Origin of the sequence: Pedobacter borealis DSM 19626 (assembly GCF_000708285.2) — a bacterium.
Lineage (GTDB): Bacteria > Bacteroidota > Bacteroidia > Sphingobacteriales > Sphingobacteriaceae > Pedobacter > Pedobacter borealis.
The window spans coordinates 1-24316 of record NZ_JAUG01000077.1 but is presented as its reverse complement, the minus strand read 5'-3'; the positions used below and the strand labels follow the sequence as shown (position 1 = coordinate 24316).

At 37.5% G+C, this 24316-nt stretch carries 26 protein-coding genes and 1 riboswitch; of the genes, 15 read left to right on the top strand and 11 right to left on the bottom strand.

Annotated elements, in window-relative coordinates; all coding sequences use genetic code 11:
• Positions 1–178: 178 nt before the first annotated feature.
• Positions 179–493, top strand: a complete 315-nt coding sequence (locus AW17_RS17660) for an HPF/RaiA family ribosome-associated protein (RefSeq protein ID WP_029278613.1) — start codon at positions 179–181, stop codon at positions 491–493.
• A 100-nt stretch (positions 494–593) separates the two neighbouring features.
• Here AW17_RS17660 and AW17_RS17655 read toward each other — a convergent pair whose 3' ends face one another.
• The 4 genes from AW17_RS17655 to AW17_RS17640 form a co-directional block, all read right to left on the bottom strand.
• Positions 594–1334, bottom strand: coding sequence for a menaquinone biosynthetic enzyme MqnA/MqnD family protein (locus AW17_RS17655; RefSeq protein WP_029278612.1), 741 nt, complete (start codon positions 1332–1334; stop codon positions 594–596).
• A 253-nt stretch (positions 1335–1587) separates the two neighbouring features.
• Positions 1588–2211, bottom strand: coding sequence for a histidine phosphatase family protein (locus tag AW17_RS17650; protein WP_029278611.1), 624 nt, complete (start codon positions 2209–2211; stop codon positions 1588–1590).
• A 97-nt stretch (positions 2212–2308) separates the two neighbouring features.
• Positions 2309–3502, bottom strand: a complete 1194-nt coding sequence (gene mqnE, locus AW17_RS17645) for an aminofutalosine synthase MqnE (protein ID WP_029278610.1) — start codon at positions 3500–3502, stop codon at positions 2309–2311.
• Positions 3503–3913: 411 nt separating this feature from the next.
• Positions 3914–4408 carry a hypothetical protein gene (locus tag AW17_RS17640; RefSeq protein WP_029278609.1) on the bottom strand — a complete coding sequence of 165 codons (495 nt, stop codon included), beginning with the start codon at positions 4406–4408 and terminating at the stop codon, positions 3914–3916.
• Positions 4409–4531: 123 nt separating this feature from the next.
• On the opposite strand from AW17_RS17640, the gene AW17_RS17635 reads away from it, so the two are divergent.
• Complete coding sequence (locus AW17_RS17635) at positions 4532–5647, top strand: trans-sulfuration enzyme family protein (protein WP_029278608.1); 1116 nt, start codon at positions 4532–4534, stop codon at positions 5645–5647.
• A 125-nt stretch (positions 5648–5772) separates the two neighbouring features.
• On the opposite strand, the gene AW17_RS17630 is transcribed toward AW17_RS17635, so the two are convergent.
• Positions 5773–6786, bottom strand: a complete 1014-nt coding sequence (locus AW17_RS17630) for a hypothetical protein (RefSeq protein ID WP_051691939.1) — start codon at positions 6784–6786, stop codon at positions 5773–5775.
• A gap of 211 nt (positions 6787–6997) precedes the next feature.
• Positions 6998–7108: riboswitch (SAM riboswitch) on the top strand.
• A gap of 263 nt (positions 7109–7371) precedes the next feature.
• On the opposite strand from AW17_RS17630, the gene AW17_RS17625 reads away from it, so the two are divergent.
• The 3 genes from AW17_RS17625 to AW17_RS17615 all read left to right on the top strand — a co-directional run bounded on the left by AW17_RS17625 (position 7372) and on the right by AW17_RS17615 (position 11230).
• Positions 7372–8703 (top strand): O-acetylhomoserine aminocarboxypropyltransferase/cysteine synthase family protein, encoded by a 1332-nt coding sequence (locus AW17_RS17625; protein ID WP_029278606.1) that lies wholly within the window; start codon positions 7372–7374, stop codon positions 8701–8703.
• A gap of 44 nt (positions 8704–8747) precedes the next feature.
• Positions 8748–9845 carry a homoserine O-acetyltransferase family protein gene (locus AW17_RS17620; RefSeq protein ID WP_051691938.1) on the top strand — a complete coding sequence of 366 codons (1098 nt, stop codon included), beginning with the start codon at positions 8748–8750 and terminating at the stop codon, positions 9843–9845.
• A 140-nt stretch (positions 9846–9985) separates the two neighbouring features.
• Positions 9986–11230, top strand: coding sequence for a homoserine dehydrogenase (locus AW17_RS17615; protein WP_029278604.1), 1245 nt, complete (start codon positions 9986–9988; stop codon positions 11228–11230).
• 75 nt (positions 11231–11305) lie between these two features.
• Here the strand turns inward: AW17_RS17615 and AW17_RS17610 are convergent, their stop codons facing one another.
• The 4 genes from AW17_RS17610 to AW17_RS17595 all read right to left on the bottom strand — a co-directional run bounded on the left by AW17_RS17610 (position 11306) and on the right by AW17_RS17595 (position 13826).
• Positions 11306–11650: a hypothetical protein gene (locus AW17_RS17610; RefSeq protein WP_029278603.1), complete on the bottom strand. Its 345-nt coding sequence runs from the start codon at positions 11648–11650 to the stop codon at positions 11306–11308.
• Positions 11651–11652: 2 nt separating this feature from the next.
• Positions 11653–12453, bottom strand: coding sequence for a type II toxin-antitoxin system antitoxin SocA domain-containing protein (locus tag AW17_RS17605; RefSeq protein ID WP_029278602.1), 801 nt, complete (start codon positions 12451–12453; stop codon positions 11653–11655).
• Positions 12454–12562: 109 nt separating this feature from the next.
• Positions 12563–12835: a hypothetical protein gene (locus tag AW17_RS17600; protein WP_083488756.1), complete on the bottom strand. Its 273-nt coding sequence runs from the start codon at positions 12833–12835 to the stop codon at positions 12563–12565.
• A 220-nt stretch (positions 12836–13055) separates the two neighbouring features.
• Complete coding sequence (locus tag AW17_RS17595) at positions 13056–13826, bottom strand: queuosine precursor transporter (RefSeq protein WP_029278601.1); 771 nt, start codon at positions 13824–13826, stop codon at positions 13056–13058.
• Between the two features lie 197 nt (positions 13827–14023).
• On the opposite strand from AW17_RS17595, the gene AW17_RS17590 reads away from it, so the two are divergent.
• Positions 14024–15250 carry a multidrug effflux MFS transporter gene (locus AW17_RS17590; protein ID WP_029278600.1) on the top strand — a complete coding sequence of 409 codons (1227 nt, stop codon included), beginning with the start codon at positions 14024–14026 and terminating at the stop codon, positions 15248–15250.
• 385 nt (positions 15251–15635) lie between these two features.
• Here the strand turns inward: AW17_RS17590 and AW17_RS17585 are convergent, their stop codons facing one another.
• Complete coding sequence (locus AW17_RS17585; protein ID WP_083488755.1) at positions 15636–15926, bottom strand: PepSY-associated TM helix domain-containing protein; 291 nt, start codon at positions 15924–15926, stop codon at positions 15636–15638.
• 129 nt (positions 15927–16055) lie between these two features.
• Between AW17_RS17585 and AW17_RS17580 the strand changes: the two genes are divergently transcribed.
• The 9 genes from AW17_RS17580 to AW17_RS17540 all read left to right on the top strand — a co-directional run bounded on the left by AW17_RS17580 (position 16056) and on the right by AW17_RS17540 (position 23630).
• A complete protein-coding gene (locus tag AW17_RS17580; protein ID WP_029278598.1) occupies positions 16056–17201 on the top strand; it encodes a methionine aminotransferase in 1146 nt (381 codons plus the stop codon).
• A 19-nt stretch (positions 17202–17220) separates the two neighbouring features.
• Positions 17221–18024 (top strand): amidohydrolase, encoded by an 804-nt coding sequence (locus AW17_RS17575; RefSeq protein WP_029278597.1) that lies wholly within the window; start codon positions 17221–17223, stop codon positions 18022–18024.
• A gap of 151 nt (positions 18025–18175) precedes the next feature.
• Positions 18176–19210 carry a glycosylasparaginase gene (locus tag AW17_RS17570; protein ID WP_029278596.1) on the top strand — a complete coding sequence of 345 codons (1035 nt, stop codon included), beginning with the start codon at positions 18176–18178 and terminating at the stop codon, positions 19208–19210.
• A gap of 43 nt (positions 19211–19253) precedes the next feature.
• A complete protein-coding gene (locus AW17_RS17565) occupies positions 19254–20132 on the top strand; it encodes a YegJ family protein (RefSeq protein WP_029278595.1) in 879 nt (292 codons plus the stop codon).
• A 23-nt stretch (positions 20133–20155) separates the two neighbouring features.
• Positions 20156–20917 carry a copper homeostasis protein CutC gene (locus AW17_RS17560; RefSeq protein ID WP_029278594.1) on the top strand — a complete coding sequence of 254 codons (762 nt, stop codon included), beginning with the start codon at positions 20156–20158 and terminating at the stop codon, positions 20915–20917.
• A 217-nt stretch (positions 20918–21134) separates the two neighbouring features.
• Positions 21135–21587: a hypothetical protein gene (locus AW17_RS17555; RefSeq protein ID WP_029278593.1), complete on the top strand. Its 453-nt coding sequence runs from the start codon at positions 21135–21137 to the stop codon at positions 21585–21587.
• Positions 21588–21695: 108 nt separating this feature from the next.
• A complete protein-coding gene (locus AW17_RS17550; protein ID WP_029278592.1) occupies positions 21696–22223 on the top strand; it encodes a hypothetical protein in 528 nt (175 codons plus the stop codon).
• Positions 22224–22324: 101 nt separating this feature from the next.
• Entirely contained in the window at positions 22325–22846 is a 522-nt protein-coding gene (locus AW17_RS17545) for a hypothetical protein (RefSeq protein WP_029278591.1), read from the top strand.
• Between the two features lie 163 nt (positions 22847–23009).
• Positions 23010–23630, top strand: coding sequence for a CPBP family intramembrane glutamic endopeptidase (locus AW17_RS17540; RefSeq protein WP_157280347.1), 621 nt, complete (start codon positions 23010–23012; stop codon positions 23628–23630).
• Here AW17_RS17540 and AW17_RS17535 read toward each other — a convergent pair.
• Positions 23627–24019: a DUF983 domain-containing protein gene (locus AW17_RS17535; protein ID WP_029278589.1), complete on the bottom strand. Its 393-nt coding sequence runs from the start codon at positions 24017–24019 to the stop codon at positions 23627–23629. The two genes, AW17_RS17540 and AW17_RS17535, sit on opposite strands and share 4 nt — an antisense overlap.
• Positions 24020–24316 lie beyond the last annotated feature (297 nt).

Below are 24316 nucleotides of genomic sequence, written 5' to 3'. Positions count from 1 at the left end.
TTTTGTGGCGTTTTAATCAAGTTTTCTGTTAAGACGGTCGTCACCCTGAATTTATTTCAGGGTCTTTCACGCTAAAAAGATGCTGAAATAAATTCAGCAGGACGATAAAGCGGGATTAGGCGTAAATAAGATATAATTTTCAGCAAATAATTATCGAACTCAGGTTAATACCTTAATTATGACTATCCAATTGAATACCGACAAAAACTTAACCATACACCAAGAATACGACGAAAAAATCCAGACACAGTTAAATGAAGGTTTGAGCAGATATAGCGATCTAATTACGCGCTTAGAAGTTCATCTATCTGATGAAAACGGCAGTAAAGATGGCTTAGAAGACAAAAGATGTTTATTAGAGGCCAGAATAACCGGAAAAGATCCTATAGCCGTTACCAATATGGGTAATACCTACGATTTGGCTATTACAGGTGCTTTAACAAAATTAAAAAGTACACTCGAAAAAGTGGCTGGAAAGATGAAAGCACACTAGATTTCTTTGGCGCGGGCGTCATTCCCGCGTAGGCGGGAATCTTAAAGCAGTCATAGCAATGCATTAAGATTCCCAATCAAGTTGGGAATGACGATTTTATTTATATACTTACTTTTTTCAGTTCTTCAATATATCCCAAAAATAGATTTAAAGCTTTCTTTCTATCATCGGTAACATCAAATTGAAGTTTGTGGTACAGGTAATCTTCCAGGTCGAAATTCGGAACTTCAGGTAATTCCTGTAAAACTTCTTTTCTATGGGCTAAACCAAATTTTAAAGCGGCATTAAATTCAGCTTTAAATTCTTGTGAGATTTCTTTATTCGCCACCCAGGCTGCATACATAAAGGGTAATCCGGTAAAGTTTTTCCACTCCTCACCCATATCGTAAGCGTAAGCAAAGTCTTCTTTTTTACCAAAGGTTCTATCGCCGATTAAAACAAAAGCATCGGTTTTTGCAGCAGGGTCGGTAGTAAACCCCACTTCTTTTTTCCAATGGAACTTCAGCAATACTTTGGCTAAATTATTCGAGGTGCGCGAGTGGGTATCCAGTCTTACCGTTTTAATTTCCTGGGCAGGAACTTCACTAAAAATGAATACAGAATTTACAGCTCCATCACTTCCAATACAATAATCGGCTACAATATTGGCATTTGGAACCAAGGGAATAGCTGCTACAGGCATTAAACCGATATCAACCTGACCGTTAATTACTTTAGCTGCGCAATCTGAAGGAATATCTAAACTTAAATCAATTTTATTTATAATGTCCGAATGTTCTAATCCGTATATAAAAGCTTTGGTATTGGTATAGGCAACAGCCGATATTTTAATCTTATTCAAGGTGTTATTTTATTTTATGTCATTCTGACGATAGGAAGAATCTACAGCCTATTGATTACATAATCACGTTTTATTACTGCTTTAATTAAGTTTCTGTTGCAAACAGACAGATGCTTCGCTCCTCAGCATAAATTCACTCGCCATGGTTCGTGTCCTCACGGACCATTATATAAATCCCTATTTATTATCCGTTCTATCAGATCCTGAAACAAATCCGATAGCTATCGGATCAGGATGACGAATTATCTTGGGATTATCCAATTACTAAACCGTCTAAATGAACGGCACTATTAAATTCAAGAACAGTAAATTTTCCATCTTCGAATCCCATTTTATAAAGCACCGTATTTTGATGTGGAAACTCGGTCATTTCGCTCAAGGGTTTGCCTAACAATAAACACAAGAAAACGCGCATCGCTCTACCGTGCATGCAAAGTAAAACTGTTTTTTCTTCAGGTCTGCTCATTAAAACTTCCATCGGCTGTTTTAAACGTTCGTAAACATCCTGAACACTTTCGCCACCTTCAAAATGAGCCGTATAATCGCCATCCTGCCAGCTTTGCAACATCTCACGAAAAGCATCACGTGCATCTTCTGTATTAGGTTTCCCTTCCCAAATGCCCCAGGCCAATTCGTCTAAACCCGAAAGTTTTTCCCAGGGTAATCCCGAATCAATAAACTTCTGGACGGTTTGCCAGGTACGTTTTAAATCCGAAGTGTAAATCTTATCAAAGGATACATTTTTATAGGTTTGGTAAAAAGCTTCTGCCTGCGCCCTACCTAAATCATTTAAGTCAGAATTTATACCTCTGCCCTGTACTATGCCTTGTCTGTTAAGTTCCGTTTCGCCGTGGCGTATGATGTATATTTCTTTCATCTAATTAATTATTGAATGAGAGATTTTTGAGTGATTGAATGTTAAATTTAACGCTCAACATCTCATTCTATCATTTTATCATAAAGTCATTCAATCATTAATTTACTACTGGTAGCTTATAATATTGAGGTTTCTTTTCTTCTTCGAAAACTACGTGCTCGAAATCGGTAACCACATTATATAAAGTATCGCGCTCTATTGCTTTTCTCCCCACTTGTTTAATCAGATTTACAAGTTCTTTGGTGCTCATTGCAGGTGTTTGCTCTTCAGCACCAGCCATTGAATATATTTTGGTGGTATCATCCAAAGTACCATCTATATCGTCAACGCCATAATTTAACGATAACTGAGCCGTTTCGCGACTAATCATGGCCCAATAAGCCTTGATATGGTCGAAGTTATCCATATAAATACGGGCGATGGCGTAATTCCTTAAGTCTTCAATTACTGACGATTCAGGTACATTACTCATCTGGTTATGTTGATTTCTGAATTTTAGGGGAATAAAAGTCTGGAAACCACCAGTACGATCCTGCAATTCACGTAATTTCTCCATATGATCTACCCGGTGCCAATATTTTTCAATATGACCATAAAGCATGGTGGCATTACTACGCATACCGAGTTTGTGCCATTCTTCATGAATATCAAGCCATTGCTGACCAGTACATTTATCTTTAGCAATTTGTTCTCTGATTTCAGGGTGAAAAATCTCTGCCCCCCCACCTGGTATTGATTCTAATCCGGCCTCTTTCATCAAACGCATACCTGTTGCATAATCGATTTTGGCTTTCTTAAAAATATAATGGTACTCAACAGGCGTTAATGCTTTCACATGTAAATCAGGGCGATGCCGTTTAATAGCCGAAAATAAAGCAGAATAAAAGGCAACATCGTATTGAGGAAGTACCCCACCTACAATATGCACCTCCGTTACAGGTTCGCCATCATATTTTTTAACGATATCGAGCATTTGCTCCATCGTTAACGCCCAGCCTTCTTCTTTTTGTTTGATTAAACGGGAATACGAGCAAAATTTGCAGTCGTAAACGCAAAGATTGGTAGGTTCTAAATGGAAGTTCCGGTTGAAATAAGTTTTATCACCATGTTTCTGTTCGCGGATAAAATTTGCCAGAACACCAAGGTAACCCAGTTCTGCATGTTCGTACAAGTGAACGCCTTCATCAAAGGTAATCCGTTCTCCGTGAAGGACTTTGTGTGCTATGTTTTGTAATTCAGTTGATAAATTGGTATCAGCTAATATTTTTTCAACTTGCTCAGTTGTATTCATTCCTGATTTATTTTGAACAAAAATACAATAATGAGGCGATTTGAAAATCATTTTCTTGTAACAAACCGCGATTTTTGAATGTTGTCCTCGATTATTAACCACAGATGAACACTGATATTGATTGCTTTTTAATGTGAGCTTAGCTGTAGACGTTAATATTAGCCACGGAAGTCACAGAAAAATAACTGTCAAACTTCAGTATAAATTGATGTTTCCCCGCTTGACGGCCAGGTATGTAAGACAAAACCTGATTCTAATCTATATCTGTGTTAATCTGTGGTTAAAAACCTACGATAAAAGAGTCTAAGTAAATCCGTGTTTCCGTGGCAATCCTAAAAGACAATTACAAAAAAAGCACCTCTTTTCAGAAGTGCTTCATATGTTTTTCACAGGTTGATATTTTTTATCTAACTATCTTGCTGCAGGTACAAACGTTAAAACGATGTTTGCAGTTTTGCCACCAAATTCAATTGGCGATTTCAAGATCATTTGTGTACTAGAAAGGTCAGTTAATATCAAACGATAACCTTCTGTTACGTTTTTAGCTTTATCACCTTCGAATATTTTCTTAAACTGGAAAGTTTGATCTTTAGGTGCTGCCGACCAGAAAATAGTCTGCATTACCGAACCACAAGTACTTGATGCTGGCAAAGTGTAAGAGCCATTACCACTATTGGTTAAGTTCCATGTACTTCCCTGGAAACATTTGTAAGATTTCTCTCCAAATAAGCCTTGAACAGCGCCATCAGGTAATCCTTCTAATGCTACATTACTCACTACCCATTCGCGAACAACCATACCTCTGCTACCTGTTACACCTGCAGTTACTCTTTTTGCAGTGTTACAACTTTGTAACATTACTAAAGTAGAACATGCTATTGCGATAGCTATAAATAATCTTTTCATTTTCGTTTAATTTAATTTCGTCAAACTTGTAACATAAATCTTGCCAAAACCATTATAAACCTTAAATTAGCGCCAAATTATTAAATTTGCATCACCATATCACTTCGATCAAAATCAATTATCATGAAACCCGAAACCCTTGCTATTCACGCTTCTAATCTTGTAAAAAGCATTACTGGCGATGTTACCCTACCTATTAATCTATCGACAACTTTTTTTCGCGACGAAGATGGAGGTTATCCCGGAGGACATATATATAGCAGGGTAAGCAATCCAAACCGGTCTGCTTTAGAAAACACTGTAGCCAAATTAGAATATGGCGAAGATGCTGCTGCTTTTTCTTCGGGCAATACCTGTGGTATGGTTTTGTTCCAGGCTTTGAAACCTGGCAGCCACATTATTGCTCCTGATGATATGTATTGGGGTATTAAAAAACAGCTTCTTACGATTTTTAACGATAGTTTGGAATTTGATTTTATAGATCAGACTGATTTAAATCTGATCCAATCGAGCATCAAACCTAACACCAAATTGATCTGGATCGAAACCCCATCTAATCCATTATTAAAGATTACCGACATCGAACAAATTGCCAAAATAGCTAAAGCTAAAAACATTACAATGGCCTGCGACAGCACCTTTGCTTCTCCTATTTTACAAAACCCAATTTTACTGGGTGCTGATATTGTAATGCATAGCAGCACCAAATACCTGGGTGGCCATAGCGATGTACTTGGCGGGATTCTGGTAACAGCAAAAAAAGACGAGTTGTGGGAGAAAATCAAAAACATACAGCAAACGGGTGGTGCGGTTCCTTCTCCCTTCGATTGTTTTCTGTTAACCAGAAGCATTAAAACCTTAGCTTATCGCATGAAAGGCCACTGCGAAAATGGAAAAATCATAGCTGACTATTTAAACGGACATCCAAATGTTGAAGCTGTTTTTTACCCAGGTTTGGAAAGTCACCCACAACACGAAATTGCAAAGAAACAAATGAAGGATTTTGGTGGGATGATGTCGTTTTTGGTTAAAGGAGGTGTTGAAGCGGCCCACAAAATAGTAAATAAGGTTCAACTATTTGCGCAGGCTACCAGTTTAGGAGGTGTAGAAAGTTTAATCGAGCACCGTTATTCGGTTGAAGGCCCTGATAGTAAAACGCCAAAAAATTTACTCCGCATCTCTGTAGGCTTAGAGCATGTGGATGATATTATCGCTGATCTAGCGCAGGCGTTGGGTTAAAAAGAATCGTCATTGCGAGAAAGCTTTTTCAGCCGACGAAGCAATCTTACAACGATCGCTACTAGCGTGCGCTTTAAGATTGCTGCGTCGTTCCTCCTTGCAATGACGAATATTTGTTTTGAAATCTATTTAGGATTGCAAATCGTGGTCAACTTCAACGAATAATTTGCCTCCAGTGGCTCATTAGTCTGCGCTAAACGTTGCGAACCTGTATTAGCCGGGCAGGCAATGTCACCAGCAGCATCATATATTAATTTTATACCACCAGCCAATAATTCTTTAGGTACATAAACCTGTACCTTGGTAATCGAATAACCAGATGGGAAATAACGTACATAATAACCGTCAGGGTGTTTGGTCCAGATACCACTTGGCACATCGCTTCTTGGTGGTGCCATACCCGCTATAATCGCATATTTTTCCATATCGGCATAAGTGTAATTTCCAGACGACACTAGTTGACGGATATTATTTTCTGCCTCAAAAACAGCCTTCACCCCTGATGGTAACTGATCTTTAGCCTTCTCCATTACATCGAAAGGCAAAACACCTAAAGCACCACCTTCCAATTGTGTAAGTTGTTTTGGTGTTAACAATTTAATGGCAGTTACTTTAACCTGTCCATTAAAATCGGCAAATTTTGTTCTTGCAATAATGGTCCATAATAATGCCTGAATGTCGTGTTGGTCTACATCAGGGTGCTTCTCAGCGCTTTTCAGTATAGAAACCACAATTTCTTCTTTAGGGCCCAAAACGGGTGCAAACATGTAACCATCACCCTTTGATGGGGCAAAAGTTCCGGCTTTTAGGCAATAACTTTTATTGGTCATTTCGTAAAGCCCCTCGCAAAGCACAAAACCACCCTCTGGATTTTTAGACAGTAAATACAAGGGCTGGGCTTTTAAGTTTAATGAATTAATAAAATCAGGCAGCTTTTCGCCTTCCCTATTTACGTCTTCAAAATTAGTGGTAATGGCAGCAGGTTGTTTTAAAAACTTGTCTACGCCTAAAGCTTTAGCGCCCTGGGCAGTGCCCACTTTTAATAATTTATCTTTTAATCCTCCGAACTGAGCGTTTACATTATTTAAACAAGCGATAGTAAACAACAGGCCTAAACATAGTGATTTTGTATTTTTCATCATAATTAATTTAGATAGGTACCACAAACTTAGAATTTTAAGCGTTAATTCAGTATTAAAGTTTCAGATTGTCATTGCATCATAAAAATACGCAATTCATTTTCAATGAGTTAATGTAATTTCAAAATTTTATTTTGTGGATTAAAATTAAATTCAGACATTTGGAATATTATTTGGCAGATAGCTAAATAAAAGTCAATCTTCACGGGTTGATTTATAAAGAAGTGGCGAGAGACTGGCTCGATGACCCACTGGCAACCCTCAGAAAGAGAAGGTGCCAATTCCTGACCGGATAACATGGTGTTATTTGGAGATATAAATTAGAACTGATGAAAACATTAAATCTTCAATCGCTAAGCGAGCCCAGTGCAAACCTTAAAAAGGTAGAACAAACTTCTATTTCTTTTATTTGTTGTGATATGCGTGCGTTTACTTGTATGTGCTGTTGCATACAGTAATTTAAAAATCTTCCTTTTTTGTTTCTTTCAAATTGGAAGGTCCCGGGAAATCGGGATACGCCCTGCTAGGTTTTAGGATTATCCTGATTTCTGCTATCTAATCACATCAACTAAAAAAATAGAAATTATGTCAACATCATATAAATTTGAAACTTTACAATTACACGCTGGCCAGGAAATAGATCCAACAACAGGATCAAGAGCTGTTCCCATTTACCAAACCACTTCTTATGGATTTAAAAACGCAGAACATGGCGCCAATTTATTTGCCTTAAAAGAGTTTGGCAATATCTACACCAGGATTATGAATCCAACCAGCGATGTTTTCGAAAAACGCATTGCCGCTTTAGAGGGTGGTGTAGCTGCTTTGGCAGTGGCATCGGGGCAAGCCGCTCAATTTATAGCGCTAAATAACATATTGGAGGCTGGCGATAGCATCGTTTCTTCATCTCACATTTACGGCGGAACTTATAATCAATTCAAAGTAGCTTTTAAGCGCTTGGGTATTCATGTCGATTTTGCAAATCCAGATGTACCTGAAGAATTTGAAAGCAAAATAACCGATAAAACAAAAGCAATCTTTTTGGAAACCATCGGCAACCCGGCGTTTAGTGTGCCTGATTTCGAAAAAATTGCCGCAATTGCAAAAAAATACGATCTACCTTTAGTGGTCGACAATACTTTTGGTGCAGGAGGCTATTTGTTTAAACCATTGGAACATGGCGCCAACATTGTTGTAGAATCTGCAACAAAATGGATCGGCGGGCATGGAACAAGTATTGGCGGCGTTATCGTTGACGGTGGAAATTACAACTGGGGCAATGGGAAATTCCCTCAATTCTCTGAGCCTTCAGAAGGTTATCATGGTCTGGTTTTCAGCGATGTTTTTGGTATCGGCGGACCATTTGGGAACATCCAGTTTATTATTCGTGCCCGTGTAGAGGGATTAAGAGATCTGGGACCTGCCCTATCGCCTTTCAATTCTTTTCTTTTATTACAAGGATTAGAAACTTTATCACTCCGCGTTCAACGCCATGTAGATAATGCATTAGCATTAGCAACCTGGTTAGAAAACCATCCATTAGTTAAAGAAGTTAAGTACCCTGGCTTAGCCAGCAGTAAATATAACAACCTGGCTAAAAAATATTTAAGCAATGGTTTTGGTGCAGTTTTATCTTTTGAGTTAGCTGGAAGCAAAGAAAATGCAACACAGGTAATTGATAACTTAAAACTGGTGTCGCACCTGGCCAATGTGGGTGATGCAAAAACACTGATCATTCAGCCTTCTGCCACAACACACCAGCAATTAAGCGAAACAGAACAATTAGCATCTGGTGTAAAACCGAATGCACTGAGGGTTTCGGTAGGCATTGAGCATATCGATGATATTAAAGCCGATTTCGAACAGGCATTTGCAACCATTAATGCTACAGTTCCGGCAGAGAATTTACAAGCCTAAACCCAAACCCCTTAGGGGCTTTTTAACAACAACAACATTACAAAATGCATAACAGTAAAAACGATAATGTAAAATCCACTTCAGGGAATTTTGCATCAACATATAGTTATAACAAACAGTTTAAATTAGAGAACGGAAAAAAGATCCGTAACCTGCAAGTTGCTTATCAAACTTATGGCAAATTAAATGCAAATAAAGATAATGTGATTTGGGTTTGCCATGCACTTACCGCCAATGCTGACGTTTTTGAATGGTGGGAAGGTTTGTTCGGCGAAAATGCTTTGTTCAATCCCGAAGAGCATTATATCGTTTGCGCTAATGTTTTAGGCTCGCATTACGGCAGCACAAATCCATTAAGTACTAACCCCGTAACAGGCTTACCTTATTACCTTTCGTTTCCGCAGTTTACTATCCGCGATTTAGTATCGGCACACCAGTTATTGGCTTCGCATTTAGGCGTTGATTATATTAAATTATTGATCGGAGGTTCTTTAGGCGGGCAGCAAGCTGTTGAGTGGAGCATTTCGGAGCCGAATAAAATTGAAAACCTGATCTTGATTGCGACTAATGCAGCACATTCTCCATGGGGAATTGCTTTTAACGAAAGTCAGCGTTTGGCCATTACTACCGATAGAACTTTTTATGCCAACCAGCCCAACGGTGGCAGCAAAGGTTTAAAAACAGCCCGTAGCATCGCACTTTTAAGTTATAGAACCTATAGTGCTTATGGCAATACACAGGTAGAAAGCGTAAACGATAAAACCGACAATTTCAGATCCTCTTCTTATCAGAATTATCAGGGAGAAAAACTGATTAACCGTTTTAACGCTTACAGTTATTATTATTTAACCAAAGCCATGGACAGCCACAATGTGGGCCGTAACCGCAAAAGTATTGCCGATGCACTAAAACTAATTACGGCAAATACTTTGGTAATCGGGATAGAAAATGATGTTTTGTTTCCTTTATCGGAGCAAAAATACCTGGCCGATCATATCCCAGGAGCAGAATTTAGTGCCTTGCACTCAGATTATGGTCACGATGGGTTCTTAATCGAAACAGATGCCTTGACTAATGTAATTGGAAACTTTATCAAGGAAAGCCGGAATAAAAAAATAATCAAACTACAGCATACTGCTTAGAAAGGTATAAGGTAGAGGGTTTAGGGTTAAAATAAAGAGAACAACTAATATCTGTACCATCAAATTCAACAAAAAAATAATATAAAATAAATACAGTAAATCAGTGTAATCTGTTTATCTGTGAAATCAAGTCTAAAAAAATGAGTAAGAATTTAAAAATCGGTTTATTTGGTTTCGGTGTTGTAGGACAAGGTTTATTGGATATTATCCAAAGCCAGAACCTAAACCTGGAGATCATTAAAATTGCAATAAAAGACCCAAGAAAGAAGCGTACCCTTAATAAAGATCTGTTCACCACTGATCGCAACGAAATACTGAACAATACAGAGATCAATACAATTGTAGAATTAATTAATGATGCCGATGCTGCTTACGAAATTGTAACTACTGCATTAAAAAACGGTAAAAATGTAGTATCTGCCAATAAAAAAATGATCGCTACACACTTAAAAGAGCTGGTTGATTTACAACAAGAGTATGGTACTTCTTTATTGTACGAAGGGGCCGTTTGCGGCAGTATTCCAATTATCCGTAACCTGGAAGAATATTACGACAATGAATTATTCCATGCTTTGAGTGGGATTTTTAATGGCTCATCTAATTACATTTTGTCGAAAATATTTAATGAGAACCAAAGTTACGACTCGGCTTTAAAAGAAGCACAAGATTTAGGCTTCGCAGAAACCGACCCGATTTTGGATGTGGGAGGCTACGATCCGAAATATAAACTGGCCATTGCTACAGCACACGCATATGGTTTATTTGTAAATCCAGATGCCATTTTAAACATCGGTATACAGAACCTTTCTAACCACGACATTAAATATGCGCGTGAGAAAAACTTTAAAATTAAATTGGTTCCTACGGCACGAAAAGTGAATACAAAAGATATCGTGACTTATGTACTACCAAAACTGGTAGCTAAAGATGATTTCCTTTACAACGTAGAAAATGAGTACAATGCAGTTGCAGTTCAGGCGGCTTTTGCTGATAAACAATTTTTCTATGGTAAAGGTGCTGGAGGCCACCCTACTGGCGCTGCTGTACTTTCTGACATTGCCGCTTTGCGTTACGATTACCGTTACGAGTATAAAAAATACCACTCGGAAAATGGCGTAAAACATACCGAAGAAATTTTATTGGAAATTTACCTACGTTATGCGGATGAAGATCTGATTACACTGTTGGAATTTGACAACATCAGCGAGCGTTATGCTGCAAGCAGTTATAAATATGTGGTTGGAACAGTTAAGCTAGAGCGTTTAATTAAAAACCGCGACTTGCTTTTGGATGAATCTGTTTTTGTGGCTTACACAGGCAGACAGATATACAAACAAGAGCAATTGAGTGAAAATGTTTTTGCCCAGGAATTGGCAAGCCTATAATTAATTTTTAAGGTTAATTTTTTTATTTGTTTTGTTGTTAAGCACAAAGGTCGGAGCGAGTCCGACCTTTTGCGTTTATTTAAAATTTTCCAAGATCCTTTGTTTATCTTCATTTTCTTTATCATTTTTATGATAAAGTTCAATAAAAACTATCTTTTCTTCTTTTTCAAAGTAAGCATAAATTAATCTCAAACCAGAGTTTACCCCACGGCCTTTTAAACTATCGCAAGAGATTTTCTTAACCTTTATTACACAGGTGGTAATGCCTAAATTATCAATTCGAAAACTAAAAGGATTGCGCTCATCAGGCTTTACCCTTAAAATTATCTTTACATCTTCCAAATCAGATTGCAGACTACGATATCGCTTCAAAAGTTTTTTTAGATCCTTATCAAATTCATTTAGTGATTTAAAAAGCATAGTTAATCATTATCATCTTCGTCATAAACCCGAACAGAATAAGGTAGTTCCCGATAAAAAGCTAAATTATAACTTATGTCCTTTCCTTCTTCAGTAACCTCCCAAGGTAAATCCTTATGCGAATAATCACTTATAGCTGTGGCCGACCAATTGCTCATTTGTTCTATAACTTTATCTATAACATCCTTTTCACTTGCCTTAAGCAGCGTTAAATCAGCTTTCTCTAAAGGCAAATAACGTTTCTGTGGATAGCCCTTGTAAGTCGTTTTAATTTTTTGCAATTGATTCATTTCAACCATTTGATTGATAATAGCATCTAATTTTTGAGGGACAGGGCCATAAGGCAACTTTTTATACTTCGCACCTGTTAAATGCTCCTCATATAACTCATAGTAATTAAAATCAGAAAAATAAAGCAATTTATACAATACGGTTTCGCCAACATTGGGCTTACCTGCACAGTGTTCTAAAATATAAAGCAAAACATTCTTGAACTTATTTACATTTAAGGTTGGAACTGAAATTCGTTCCTCTACAATCTCATCGTTTATTTCATCAGGTAGTTTTAAGCTTTGATTGGCTAGGAAATCTTTAGTCATAAAATCATCCAGAGAAAAACCTAGAGCTACGGATAGCTTTTGCATTTCGCTTAAGCTAACACTCCTGTTTCCCAGTTCTATTTGTGTCAAGGAAGGCCTTGAAATCGCAATGTTTTTTGCTAGATCTTCTTGAGAGAAACTTTTTTTTAAACGTAGTTTAGCTATTCTTTCACCAATTTCCTTTTTAGATAGTTCGTATCTCATAAAGCAAAGGTACGTATTGTTTTAAAATAAAACAATAACATGATCTATTTAAGAACAAGATCTTTAATAAACATACATCACAATTGCTGAGACTTAAATTTATATAAGCTTAATACTTTACCTTAATGTATTTTTCGATAATCACCCGATCTACCCCTGCTTTTTCTACCTTCTCAATGCCTTTCTGAATCAAAGTGTCTTTATGGATGGCGAGTTTAAACTTAAAAGTCTTGTCTTCCCAATCTTTGTTTTTATAATATTCTAAATGATCGGTATAATCATCTTTATCCAATACATAACTTCCTCCACCAGCATCAAAACTGCTGGTATCTTTAGGATTAAGGCTATATTTTAAAAATGCAAAATGTGTGTTGTTAAACATCTTGATCATTTTCAGCTTGCCAGAATAATCTGCTGTTTGGCTAGTTCCATTTTCGATGGTTGTAGCCGATAATAACTGCCAGGTACCCTGAATATCAAGATCTGAACCTTATTTGCTTGCCTCTTTGTTAACGCAAGAAAATAATGAAAGCACTGCCAATAGCATTAAAATGTTTCTCATAAATGGTATGATTAATTTGGTTATTATTTGTTTTAAATATTTATCCCCTACCAGCCATTTTGATCAATTTATGTGCGAGGTCTTTCCCTAAGTAACCATCAATTATGGCATGTACGATATATAAAATAGGTGTCATTAAAATGGCTACAACAAATTTATAGGTATATCCTACAAGGCCAATGGCAAAAACCTGCTGCCAGCTGTAATGGTATTGAGGATTTATATAAAATGCGATAAAAATCACCACAAAACTATCAATAAACTGAGAAACCAATGTAGAGCCAGTAGCACGTAACCAAAGTGCCCGCTCCCCTGTTATTTTTTTAATCTTATGGAAGATCAATACATCAACCATTTGCCCAATAATAAAGGCCGTAATCGATCCTACAATAATCCACATCCCTTGCCCGAATATCCCTGCAAATGCATTATTCATATTGAGGTCTTCTCCATTTATATTTTGATGCACCCAGAAATCAGCGGCAGTTAAATGCATCGATCCCCAAACCACAAGAAAGGCAAATGCAATTAATATGGCGGTAAGAATAGATAAGAACCGAACTTGTTTAACACCAAAATATTCATTTATAATATCCGTCATGATGAAAATAATCGGCCAGGTTAATACTCCTGCCGACATTACAAAGGATAGGTGCGGAACATCCAATAGGTTTATATCGAACTTTTTAAAGCCCAACGTTTCTTCAACACTGAACAATTTAACCCCAATAAACTCTGATAATATAGCGTTTGCTACAAAAAAGCTACCCAGAATGAGTAGTAAACGGCTTTCTTTTGTCTTAAAAGTCATAGACTATAAATCTATAAATAAATAGCAGATTTAGTATAACAATCATCGTATTTTTAACAGCGCTTACACAAAGATTATGCAGCCACTCGCTTTAATCGTTTAATAATAAAATATGATTTTTACAATCGTTCGACGGTAAAAATAGGTTAACAACTTAAATCTCCCAATCTTTGCGCCATCAAAATCTGGTAATCTTCATGGCTAAAAAACAACACTTCTATCTCATCCTAATTTTAGGTTCTTTGGCAGCACTTGGCCCCTTCTCTATCGACATGTACCTACCTGGTTTTGTTGATATTGCAAAGGATTTAAGAAGTAATGAATCAACTGTAGCGCTATCACTGTCAAGCTTTTTTATCGGGATTTCTGCTGGTCAGTTATTGTATGGACCACTCTTAGATAAATTTGGGAGAAAGAAACCGTTATATTTTGGTTTAGCACTTTATATCCTTGCCTCTTTTCTTTGTTTGGCTGTAACTGATGTTAATCAACTAATTGTTTTACGCTTTGTGCAGGCCATTGGAAGTTGTGCCACAGCTGTAGCCTCTGTTGCCATGGTACGGGATCTGTTTTCGGTAGAAGAAAGCCCGAAAGTATTTGCTTCCTTAATGCTGGTGATCGCGGTTTCGCCTATGCTTGCCCCAACTGCAGGGGGCTACTTAATTTCAGCCCTTGGCTGGAAATATGTGTTTGTATTTTTAGGATTGATGGCAGTTTTAATGCTCCTGGCTTCAATTTTCAAGCTACCGGAGAGTTATAAACCCGATCCGAATTACTCTTTAAAACCAAAGCCGATTTTAACCAATTTCCTTACCGTTTTAAAAGAGCCTCAATTTTACACCTATGCGTTGATCAGTTCAATTACCTTTTCGGGATTATTCGCTTACGTATCTTCGTCGCCTCAGGTATTTATGAAGATTTATGAGGTGAGCAAAACTGGTTATGGCTGGATTTTCGCACTACTTTCTGTATCATTTATTGGATCGAGTCAGATAAACAGCCTGATATTAAAATGGTTTACCAGTAAAAATATTGTGACCTATGCACTTATTGCACAATGCATTTTCAGCTTAATATTTTTGGTTTTCGCCTTAAATAACTGGTTAAATTTATATTCTACCATAGGCTTTATCGCCTTATTTTTGGCCTGCTTAGGTTTAATTAACCCAAATGCGGCTGCCTTGTCGCTCGCTCCATTTACCAAAAATGCGGGTAGTGCATCGGCTCTAATGGGTGCCTTACAAATGGGATTAGGCGCGCTGGCCTCGGTAATGGTAAGTTTATTTAGCGAACACTCGGTTGTGCCTATGCCTTTGGTCATGACAGCAGCTGCCTTTATTGCTTTAGGCTGTTTGTTAATCGGCAGAAGGTTTATTACCACTGAAGTGGAGGCATCGCCTGATTCGGCAGTTATAGCGCATTAATATTATACCACAAAGACACCAAGAGGTTTTTAGTGCTATGTGCCGGCGAGGAATCGTCATTGCGAGAAGGCTCTTTCAGCCGACGAAGCAATCTTACAACGATCGCTAGTAGCGAGCGCTTTAAGATTATTCATTTTTGCAGTTGTTTTTAAAGGCATTCATGAGCTCGCTTCGTTCGGTTATCTTCGTGCCTCGCAATGACGATTTATCTACGGAATCTATCAACAATAGCCTGTTAAAAGACTTATTTAAACACCTCACAAAGCGTTTCGACTACCGGTTCCGATTCATCCGGAAGCTCTCCGTAGGAGTCCTTTGGACAACGTGACAAGTTCGAATGGAATCATAACTTATGAAACAATCTCCCAGTGTCTTTGTGGGTAACTTATGGTACAAATAACTTGTAAATCAAATAGCAAGCAATTGTGCCTACTGCTGCGATGATGAAGCCACTTAATCGTTTCTTTTTGATAAAACAGATTAAGATAATTCCGGAGATAGAAACCAACGTCATCAGCACTGCCGAAATATCGATAATCCACGACCAGGCCTTACCAGAATCTCTTCCTTTATGCAAGTCATTAATCACAGCCACAGCGCCAAATCTGGTTGTGGTTAATTCGTATTTACCGGTTTCACGATCAATAAAGGAATCGGCCTGGTTATTGACGTTAATTTAACACGAGGGTTTAATGATTCTTAAAATTTTCTCTTTGTGCAGAATTGCAATCGCACGATCAAGTAGCGGGGCTTTTGGCATGGGGTTTTACGCTTTAAGCTTTTTTTTCCTATTTTCGCTTATAAGATGCTTAATATACAATCTAAACTTCCTGGTGTAAGTACCACCATTTTCTCGGTGATGAGTAAACTTGCCGCAGAACACAATGCCATTAATCTTTCTCAGGGATTTCCAGACTATGCCTGCGATCCAAAATTAGTTGAATTGGTAAATAAAGCCATGCAAGATGGTTTTAATCAATATGCTCCAATGCCTGGTTCTAGTTTTTTAAAAGAAACTATTGCAGAAAAAGTAGAAAAACTATATAACATAAAATATAATCCTGAAACAGAAATTACGATTACAGCAGGTGGAACGCAAGCTATTTTTACAGCATTGGCCGCCATTATCAATGCAGGTGATGAAGTTATCATTTTCGAGCCAGCCTATGATAGTTATGCACCTACCATTAAACTTTTAGGAGGCCTGGTTAAAACCTACGAACTTGCCCCGCCGAGTTATTCAATTGACTGGGATATGGTTAAGAAATTGTTTACGGCCAAAACCAGAATGATCATCTTAAATACGCCACAAAACCCAACGGGTAGTATTTTATCGTCAGATGATATGAAATCGCTTATTAAACTGATTACAGGAACCGATATTTTAATCTTGAGTGACGAAGTTTATGAACATCTAATTTACGATGAACAAAAACACCAAAGTGTAATGCTTTACCCTGAATTAAAGCAAAGAAGTTTTATTGTAGCCTCCTTTGGTAAGCTCTTACATGCTACTGGATGGAAACTGGGTTACTGTTTGGCTCCAGAGAAACTAACCAAAGAATTTAGGAAGGTACACCAATTTAATGTTTTCAGCGTTAATAGTCCCATGCAGCAAGCTATTGCCGATTATATTAAAGAGCCTAAAAATTATACTGAAATAGGAACCTTCTTTCAACAAAAAAGAGATTATTTCAGAGGCCTTTTGGCTGAAAGCCGTTTTAAGCTTTTACCTTGCAACGGTTCGTATTTTCAATGCGCAAGCTACAGCAGTATCAGCGATGAAAAAGACACCGATTTTAGCATGAGGCTGATCAAGGAATTTGGCGTGGCCACCATTCCGGTTTCTGCATTTTACCAAAAAGCAACCGATCATAAAATTATCAGGTTTTGCTTTGCTAAAGAAAACGCTACACTTGCCTTAGCGGCAGAGAAATTAAAAAACGTTTAACCAGAAAAACCTATATACAATGGAAACACCTGTGTACACTCAAATAGAAAATCTGAAAGTAACTGTCTTTCAGGCCTATCTTTTTTGGGAAAACATTGAGAAAAACCTTTTGAATCTGGCACTTAGATTATCGATGGGTGTAAGGGAGAAAACCGATATTATTATTTTACCCGAAATGTTTAACACAGGTTTTAGCATGAACTCTGAAGCCTTAGCCGAAGAAATGGGTGGAAAAACGATGCAGTGGATGCAAAAAATGGCACATCAGTACAACTGCGTAGTTGCGGGAAGCATCATCATAAAAGAAAACAATCAATATTTTAACCGTTTGATCTGGATGGAGCCAGATGGTAAAAACCAGCATTACGATAAACGCCATTTGTTTGGCATGGGTGATGAAGATCACCACTTTAGTCCGGGTAAAGAAAAACTTATTGTCGAACTTAAAGGATGGAAAATCAGATTGGCCATTTGTTACGATTTGCGTTTTCCGGTTTGGTTACGCAATGTAGATCAGGAATACGATATCTTACTCTTAGTTGCCAACTGGCCTGATAAACGATCGGCACATTGGAAAGCATTAATTCCGGCCAGGGCAATAGAAAACCAAAGTTATGTTATTGCTGTAAACCGCGTTGGGCATGATGGAAATCAGATTTACCACAGTGGATTATCCATGTGCTTAGATCCTTACGGTAATACCGTTTATTATAAACCGGAAGACGAAGATTTATATACATTCAGTATCAATTACGAAGAACTGGTTAAAATCAGAAGACAATTTCCATTTTTAAAGGATGCAGATCGGTTTACCATTAGTTAAATTAATAACCAATATTCAAATCACAATAATCAAACTGGAACGATCGGTTCAACAATTTAGCAATCACAACAATTGAAAAATAGTGATCGATACATCAATTACCTAGTTAAACGATTTAAACAATTAACCATCACAAACAATAACCACACACATGTTTAACCGCCGCAAATTTATAAAAGCATCTGCCCTATCGGCCGGATTGCTGGCTATTGATAAAAGTAGTATCGCTAATGTAATTCCGCATAAAGAAACAAAAGCAGAAAATTTCCCGATTGTAATTTCTACCTGGGACTTTGGAATTGCGGCTAATGCTGATGCATGGAAGGTATTATCAACCGGTGGACGTGCCTTAGATGCTGTAGAACAAGGCGTTTGGGTACCCGAGGCTGATGAGAACAACCAATCTGTTGGATATGGTGGTTTGCCAGATCGCGATGGACATGTTACCCTCGATGCCTGTATTATGGATGAACTCGGTAACTGCGGCGCCGTTTTAGCGCTCGAACATATTAAACACCCTATCTCGGTTGCGCGTAAAGTGATGGAAAAAACACCGCACGTAATGTTGGCCGGCGATGGTGCTTTGCAGTTTGCGTTAGAACAGGGTTTTAAAAAAGAAAATTTACTTACTCCTGCCAGCGAAAAAGCTTGGAAAGAATGGTTAAAAACAGCGAAATATGCGCCTGTAATGAACATCGAAAATAAGCTCTACCAAAAAGCTGCGCCGCAAAAACTTCCTGGAAACCAATATAATCACGATACCATTGGCATGCTCGCAATTGATACTAAAGGAAACATTTCTGGTGCCTGTACAACCAGTGGCATGGCCTATAAATTACATGGAAGAATTGGTGATAGCCCGATTATAGGCGCTGGCCTTTACGTAGACAATGAAGTTGGTGGTGCAACTTCAACAGGTGTAGGTGAAGAGGTGGTAAGAAACGTTGGATCATTTTTGGTGGTAGAATTAATGCGTCAGGGTTATACTCCCGAAGCCGCCTGTAAAGAAGCGGTAATGCGTATCATTAAAAAGAAACCCGAAACTGCCAAAAACATACAGGTAGGATTTTTAGCCATCAACAAAAAAGGCGAGTATGGTGCCTATGCCATCCAGAAAGGTTTTAGCTATGCCGTTTGCAATGCAGAAAAACAAGATCTTTTAATCAAAGGCAAAAGCTATTATTAATATGTTGAATTTTCCCAAACGATTAACAAAAATGAAACGGTAAATGGGATTATTATCCAAAATTTTCGGAAAGAAAAATGTTGCCGAGCGAGAGGGTGAGCCAGATATGGTTTATGTGCCGAGCGAAGATGAACGCATGAAATGGGCGATCGAAAAAGCCAATTTAACCCTTTGGTATTTCGAAGAAAGTTTAAAAAACAAACAACCTTACCAAAATTATTTTTCGATTAAAGTACTCATTACCGATGGTGATGAAGGCGAACATATTTGGTTAACAGACCCACATTTTGACGACGAAGGAAACTTATTTGGTACCGTTGGAAACGAACCGGTAAATATTCGTTCCGTAAAATTTAATCAAAAAATCGGCATAAAGCACGATTTAATCTCTGATTGGATGACTATTGAAAACGGCAGATTAATTGGCGGTTATACCATACGGGCCATTAGGGATGGCGTTGCAGAAAAAGAGAAAGCAGCATTTGACAACAGCATAGGTTTATATATTGATGAGGGCGTTGATCATTTTAAAGCCAATCTCGAAACACCAGAAGGTGCGATTCTGGCGATTGAAAAAGCCTACAACAATAAAGATATTGATGCTGCCATAGCCTGTAAGGATTTTTTTGAAGAAGCCAAATCCTTACTTTCTGTGATGAAAATGGAGATTGATCAGGATATCATCAACGAAACTGCCGAAGTGCTTAAACTATCTTTTATCAACAATATAGAAGAACATGGTTTTCCTGATTTTTCCACTATCCAAAATGCTTTTCCGGAACGTAAAAAAGTTGACGAAACCCATTGGGTAATTACAGAGGTATGCTGGTATCCGGATGGCGGAAAATCAGTGCAGTTACTTAACACCTACAAATCGCCAAAGGGATGGGTGGTTTTAGGGCCAGCAGGGCCACAGGAATAATTTAAATTAATAAATCTAATATCATGAGTGAAGTGGCAATTGGTTGCTTAGAAGTATGTGCTAATTCCTATCAATCGGCATTGGCTGCGCAAAATGGTGGAGCAAAAAGAGTGGAGCTTTGTGATAACCTGGCAGAAGGTGGTACAACACCAAGTTATGCTCAAATTGCCCTGGCTAAGAAAAACCTATCCATCGAAGTTTGGCCAATTATCCGTCCGCGTGGAGGCGATTTTCTGTATTCGGAAATCGAATTTGAGTTAATGAAAGAAGATATAAAAATCTGCAGATCATTAAATTGTGAAGGTGTAGTTACCGGAATACTTAAAGCAGATGGCACTATCGATAAAGAAAGGTGTGCTGAATTAATTGAACTGGCTAAACCTATGGAGGTAGCTTTCCACAGGGCATTTGATATGAGCAACGATATGGATCAGGCATTGGAAGATTTAATCGGGCTCAACATAAAAAGGGTACTTACCTCTGGAGGTGCTTCTTCTGCGATTCTGGGAGCAGAAAAACTAGCACAGCTTGTAAAAAAGGCCAATGGCAGGATTACGATCATGCCTGGTGCAGGTATAAATGAAAACAATATCAAAAACCTTATTAATCAAACAGGTGCCACGCAATTTCATGCTTCAGCAAAGGAATTTGTGCCAAGTAAAATGGAATTCAGAAATACGGAAACCAAAATGGGTAGTATTGAGGACGAATATCGATACGAACTCACTTCCGAAATAAAAGTAAAGGCTTTGATAGATGGTATAAATAGTTTTATAAATCATTAATTTCAAACCATCCTTTATTTAAAGCACAAGCTGTCTTGATTTCATATCAGTAGCGAAATACCTGAAATTACTGGCTGCGAGGTATCGTCATTGCGAAGCCGATTTTTCATCGGATGAAGCAATCTTATCTCAAACAGGAAAGATTGCTTTGTCGTTCCTCCTCGCAATGACGACCAATTTTTACGATATTACAGTTTTAAATTAATGCGCTAACAAAATGAAAATAATTTTCAAAACCTATAACTTCCTGGTTTTACTTGCTACCCTTATTCTGATAGTTTCATTTTTTATCCCCGTATCAAACCTGGATATCAATTTTCACGACACCTATTATCTGATGACAAATATTCAGTTTATTAGATTCTGGGGCATACTTTTATTCATTTTAGCATTATTTTATAGATTATTGTCCTCGTACCTGGCCTGGGATATTTTGAGTTGGCTTCACATCCTATTGTCTATCTTGTTGCTTCTTGCTTATTTGTATACCCAGTATAGTTTCACAAAGTCGCTTGCCGTAGTTGAGTTAACCAATGAAGGTTCATTGGCATATTTCAAACGATTCAATACTCAACTTGCTGCCTTTGGGCTAGGATTTATATTTGTTCAATTGCTACCCGTTATTAATTTAATTCTTGGCTTGATTAAACGCAAACGATCTGCCATTTAAAAGAACTGTAATTTACAATTTAGCAAGGGGATGTAAAGCGGTTTACAATCTAAACATACATCTATTTAATATTCAGATAATTAGTTATATTTAATCAAACTAATTATCATGAAAAAATTATCATCCCTGATTATGGCTACCTTACTTTTTGCAGCATGTGAAAATAAGGAAGCTAAAACTACTGATATGGCAGCAGCTACAGATAGTACAAAGTACCCGTATACCATTAAACAGGTACAAAACTGGGAAATGAACCCCGATACAAAAAATGCGGTAATCGCAATGACCCTTATTAAAACATTCGAAAGTTTAGATACAGCCAGTATGAGCATGGTGCTTGCCGACAGTGTGGCCTTAGACCTGGATGGTTACAAATTTAAGGGGACAAAATCTCAGCTCTTGAAAGAATTACAGGGCGAATTCGACAAAATGAAGGCCTTTAAAATCGACATGCAAGACATGGAATCGGTTGTGAACAAAGATAAAAGTGAAGAATGGGTAAGCCTGTGGTACAACCAGGTGTCTTCGACAAAAGAAGGCAAAACCGATACAGTGGCTTTATTTAATGATATTAAATTGAAAAATGGAAAGGTTGTGAGGCTGTCTGAATATGTTCAGCACCCAATGAAGAAATAGATTTTTTTAGAAATTACAACAAAACGGGGAAATATTTCCTCGTTTTTTTTGGATTGTTTTTTTTCAATTCTATATTTACAAAAAATATTAACGCTCATATTATGGAAAACCAAAGCGAAAGCTTATGTAGTAGCTGCTACAGACCATTTGTTCCTTCAGACACCTATTGCAACAATTGCGGCTTCCCTTTTCAAGGAACCAAAGAAGAAAAAGACCATCACATTGCGAACAGAACCGTTAAGGAGATAGATCTTAGCGATTTGAATAGATCGGTAGAGAGCGCCTGTAATTCGCTCTATTGGATTGCTGGTATCAATGCCATATCAGCTGTTTTCATATTCTTTACTGCAGCACCAGAAGATCAGTTTACATTATTAATTATGAATGTAATCCTTGTAGGAGCATTTGTGGCTTTTGGTGTTTTAGGCAAAACCAAACCTATTACGGCCATGGTTTCTGGCCTATCACTTTATGTAATTATTCAAATCTTAAATCTAATCGCCGATCCGACTACTATTTTTAAAGGCATTATTTTCAAAGTTGCGATCATCGTTTACCTAATTAAAGGTATAAGAGCAGTTCTTGAGGCCGATAAAATAAAAAAAGAGCTTAATATCGAATAACTTGGAGGAGCTGCAGATTTCTGATAACTTATGTGATCATTGCCAAAACAAAGTTTCTGTAGGCCATAAATTCTGTAGCCATTGCGGTAGCGCCCAAAATTATAAGGAAGTTGTAATTCACAGTAAGAAGTGGCCAAACATACAACAAATCGGCCTGTTCTTTATGATAGAGATATTGTGCTGTGCAACTTCATTGCTCATAGAAGAACATTCTTTAACTACGCTTTTTTGTATCGATGGCATAATGGGTATCGCTGCCCTTTTGTTCTTTTTTAATAGCTGGTCGGAAACTAAAAATATATTAAAATGGCCGGGTTTTTCCGTTTGGAAACTGATGGGCTTAATAACAGCAACTATTCTGGCTTCCATTATGGTTACATTTGTGGTTGACCATTTAAACGAGCTTGTTTTTAAAAAGGAAATGGAATATTATTCCATATTCGCATTTCATAAATATGGTACCTGGTTAATGTTTGCTTCTATAGCCCTCTACCCTGCTATATTCGAAGAATTGGCTTACAGAGGCTATTTAATGCAGAAGTTATTAAGTGTGGTTGACGAAAAAGAAGCTATTTATATTTCCTCTATTTTATTTTTCATCATTCATTTCAGCCTGATTTCGGTATTCTGGTTGCTGCCTTTTGCTTTATTTCTTGGTTGGCTCAGAATTAGAACTAAAACATTGTGGTATGGTGTTTTTATTCACTTTTTCTTTAATCTTACCGCTTGCTTTTTAGACCTCTACCCGCTGGAAGACCTTTTTGGATTAGTTTTTCAACACTAATCCCCACTTCCGGGAACATAATGCAATCCTGGTGTAAGGTAATGAAGCAAAATAACTCTCGAATAGCGGTAATTAATTGGAGATAACAATAAAACACCCGCTAAGATTAAACTTACATAATACCACAGGTTTTCATAAATTAAAGGTAAGCCTAAAACATACGATGCTACGCCAATGGTAATGATTTCTGCAACATTCATGGCATAACTTACAAACATCGCTACGTAGAAAAATCCGGGTTCACGTTCAAATTTTAAATTGCAATGCGGACAGGTAATATTGGTTTTTTGTAATCTGAAAGAATAAGCACTTCCGGTAAAGATATCTCCTTTGCGGCAGCGTGGGCATTTACACTGTAAAAATGCTTGAAATTTAGATAACTCAGCCATAATCTTCTAATTTAATAGAACAAAGGTAAGGCTAAAATTAAAAACTAATTTATGATCTATGTCATGTTTGAGGGATAATTTATAGCATAAAAGTCAATATAAATGACGTAAATAATTGATTATTTTTTTGGCCTACAGCTCATGCTTTCCTCGGCTCACCGCCGCCGATGGGCTCTTTCTTTTTGGTGTCAAAAAGAAACAAAAAACACCGGCTGAAAATTTTTCTTTAGCAGTTAGTGGGGTGGCTGTCTCGGTGTAGCCCGAAAAATTTGTTAGGCCGGATTTAAGTAGAAACCT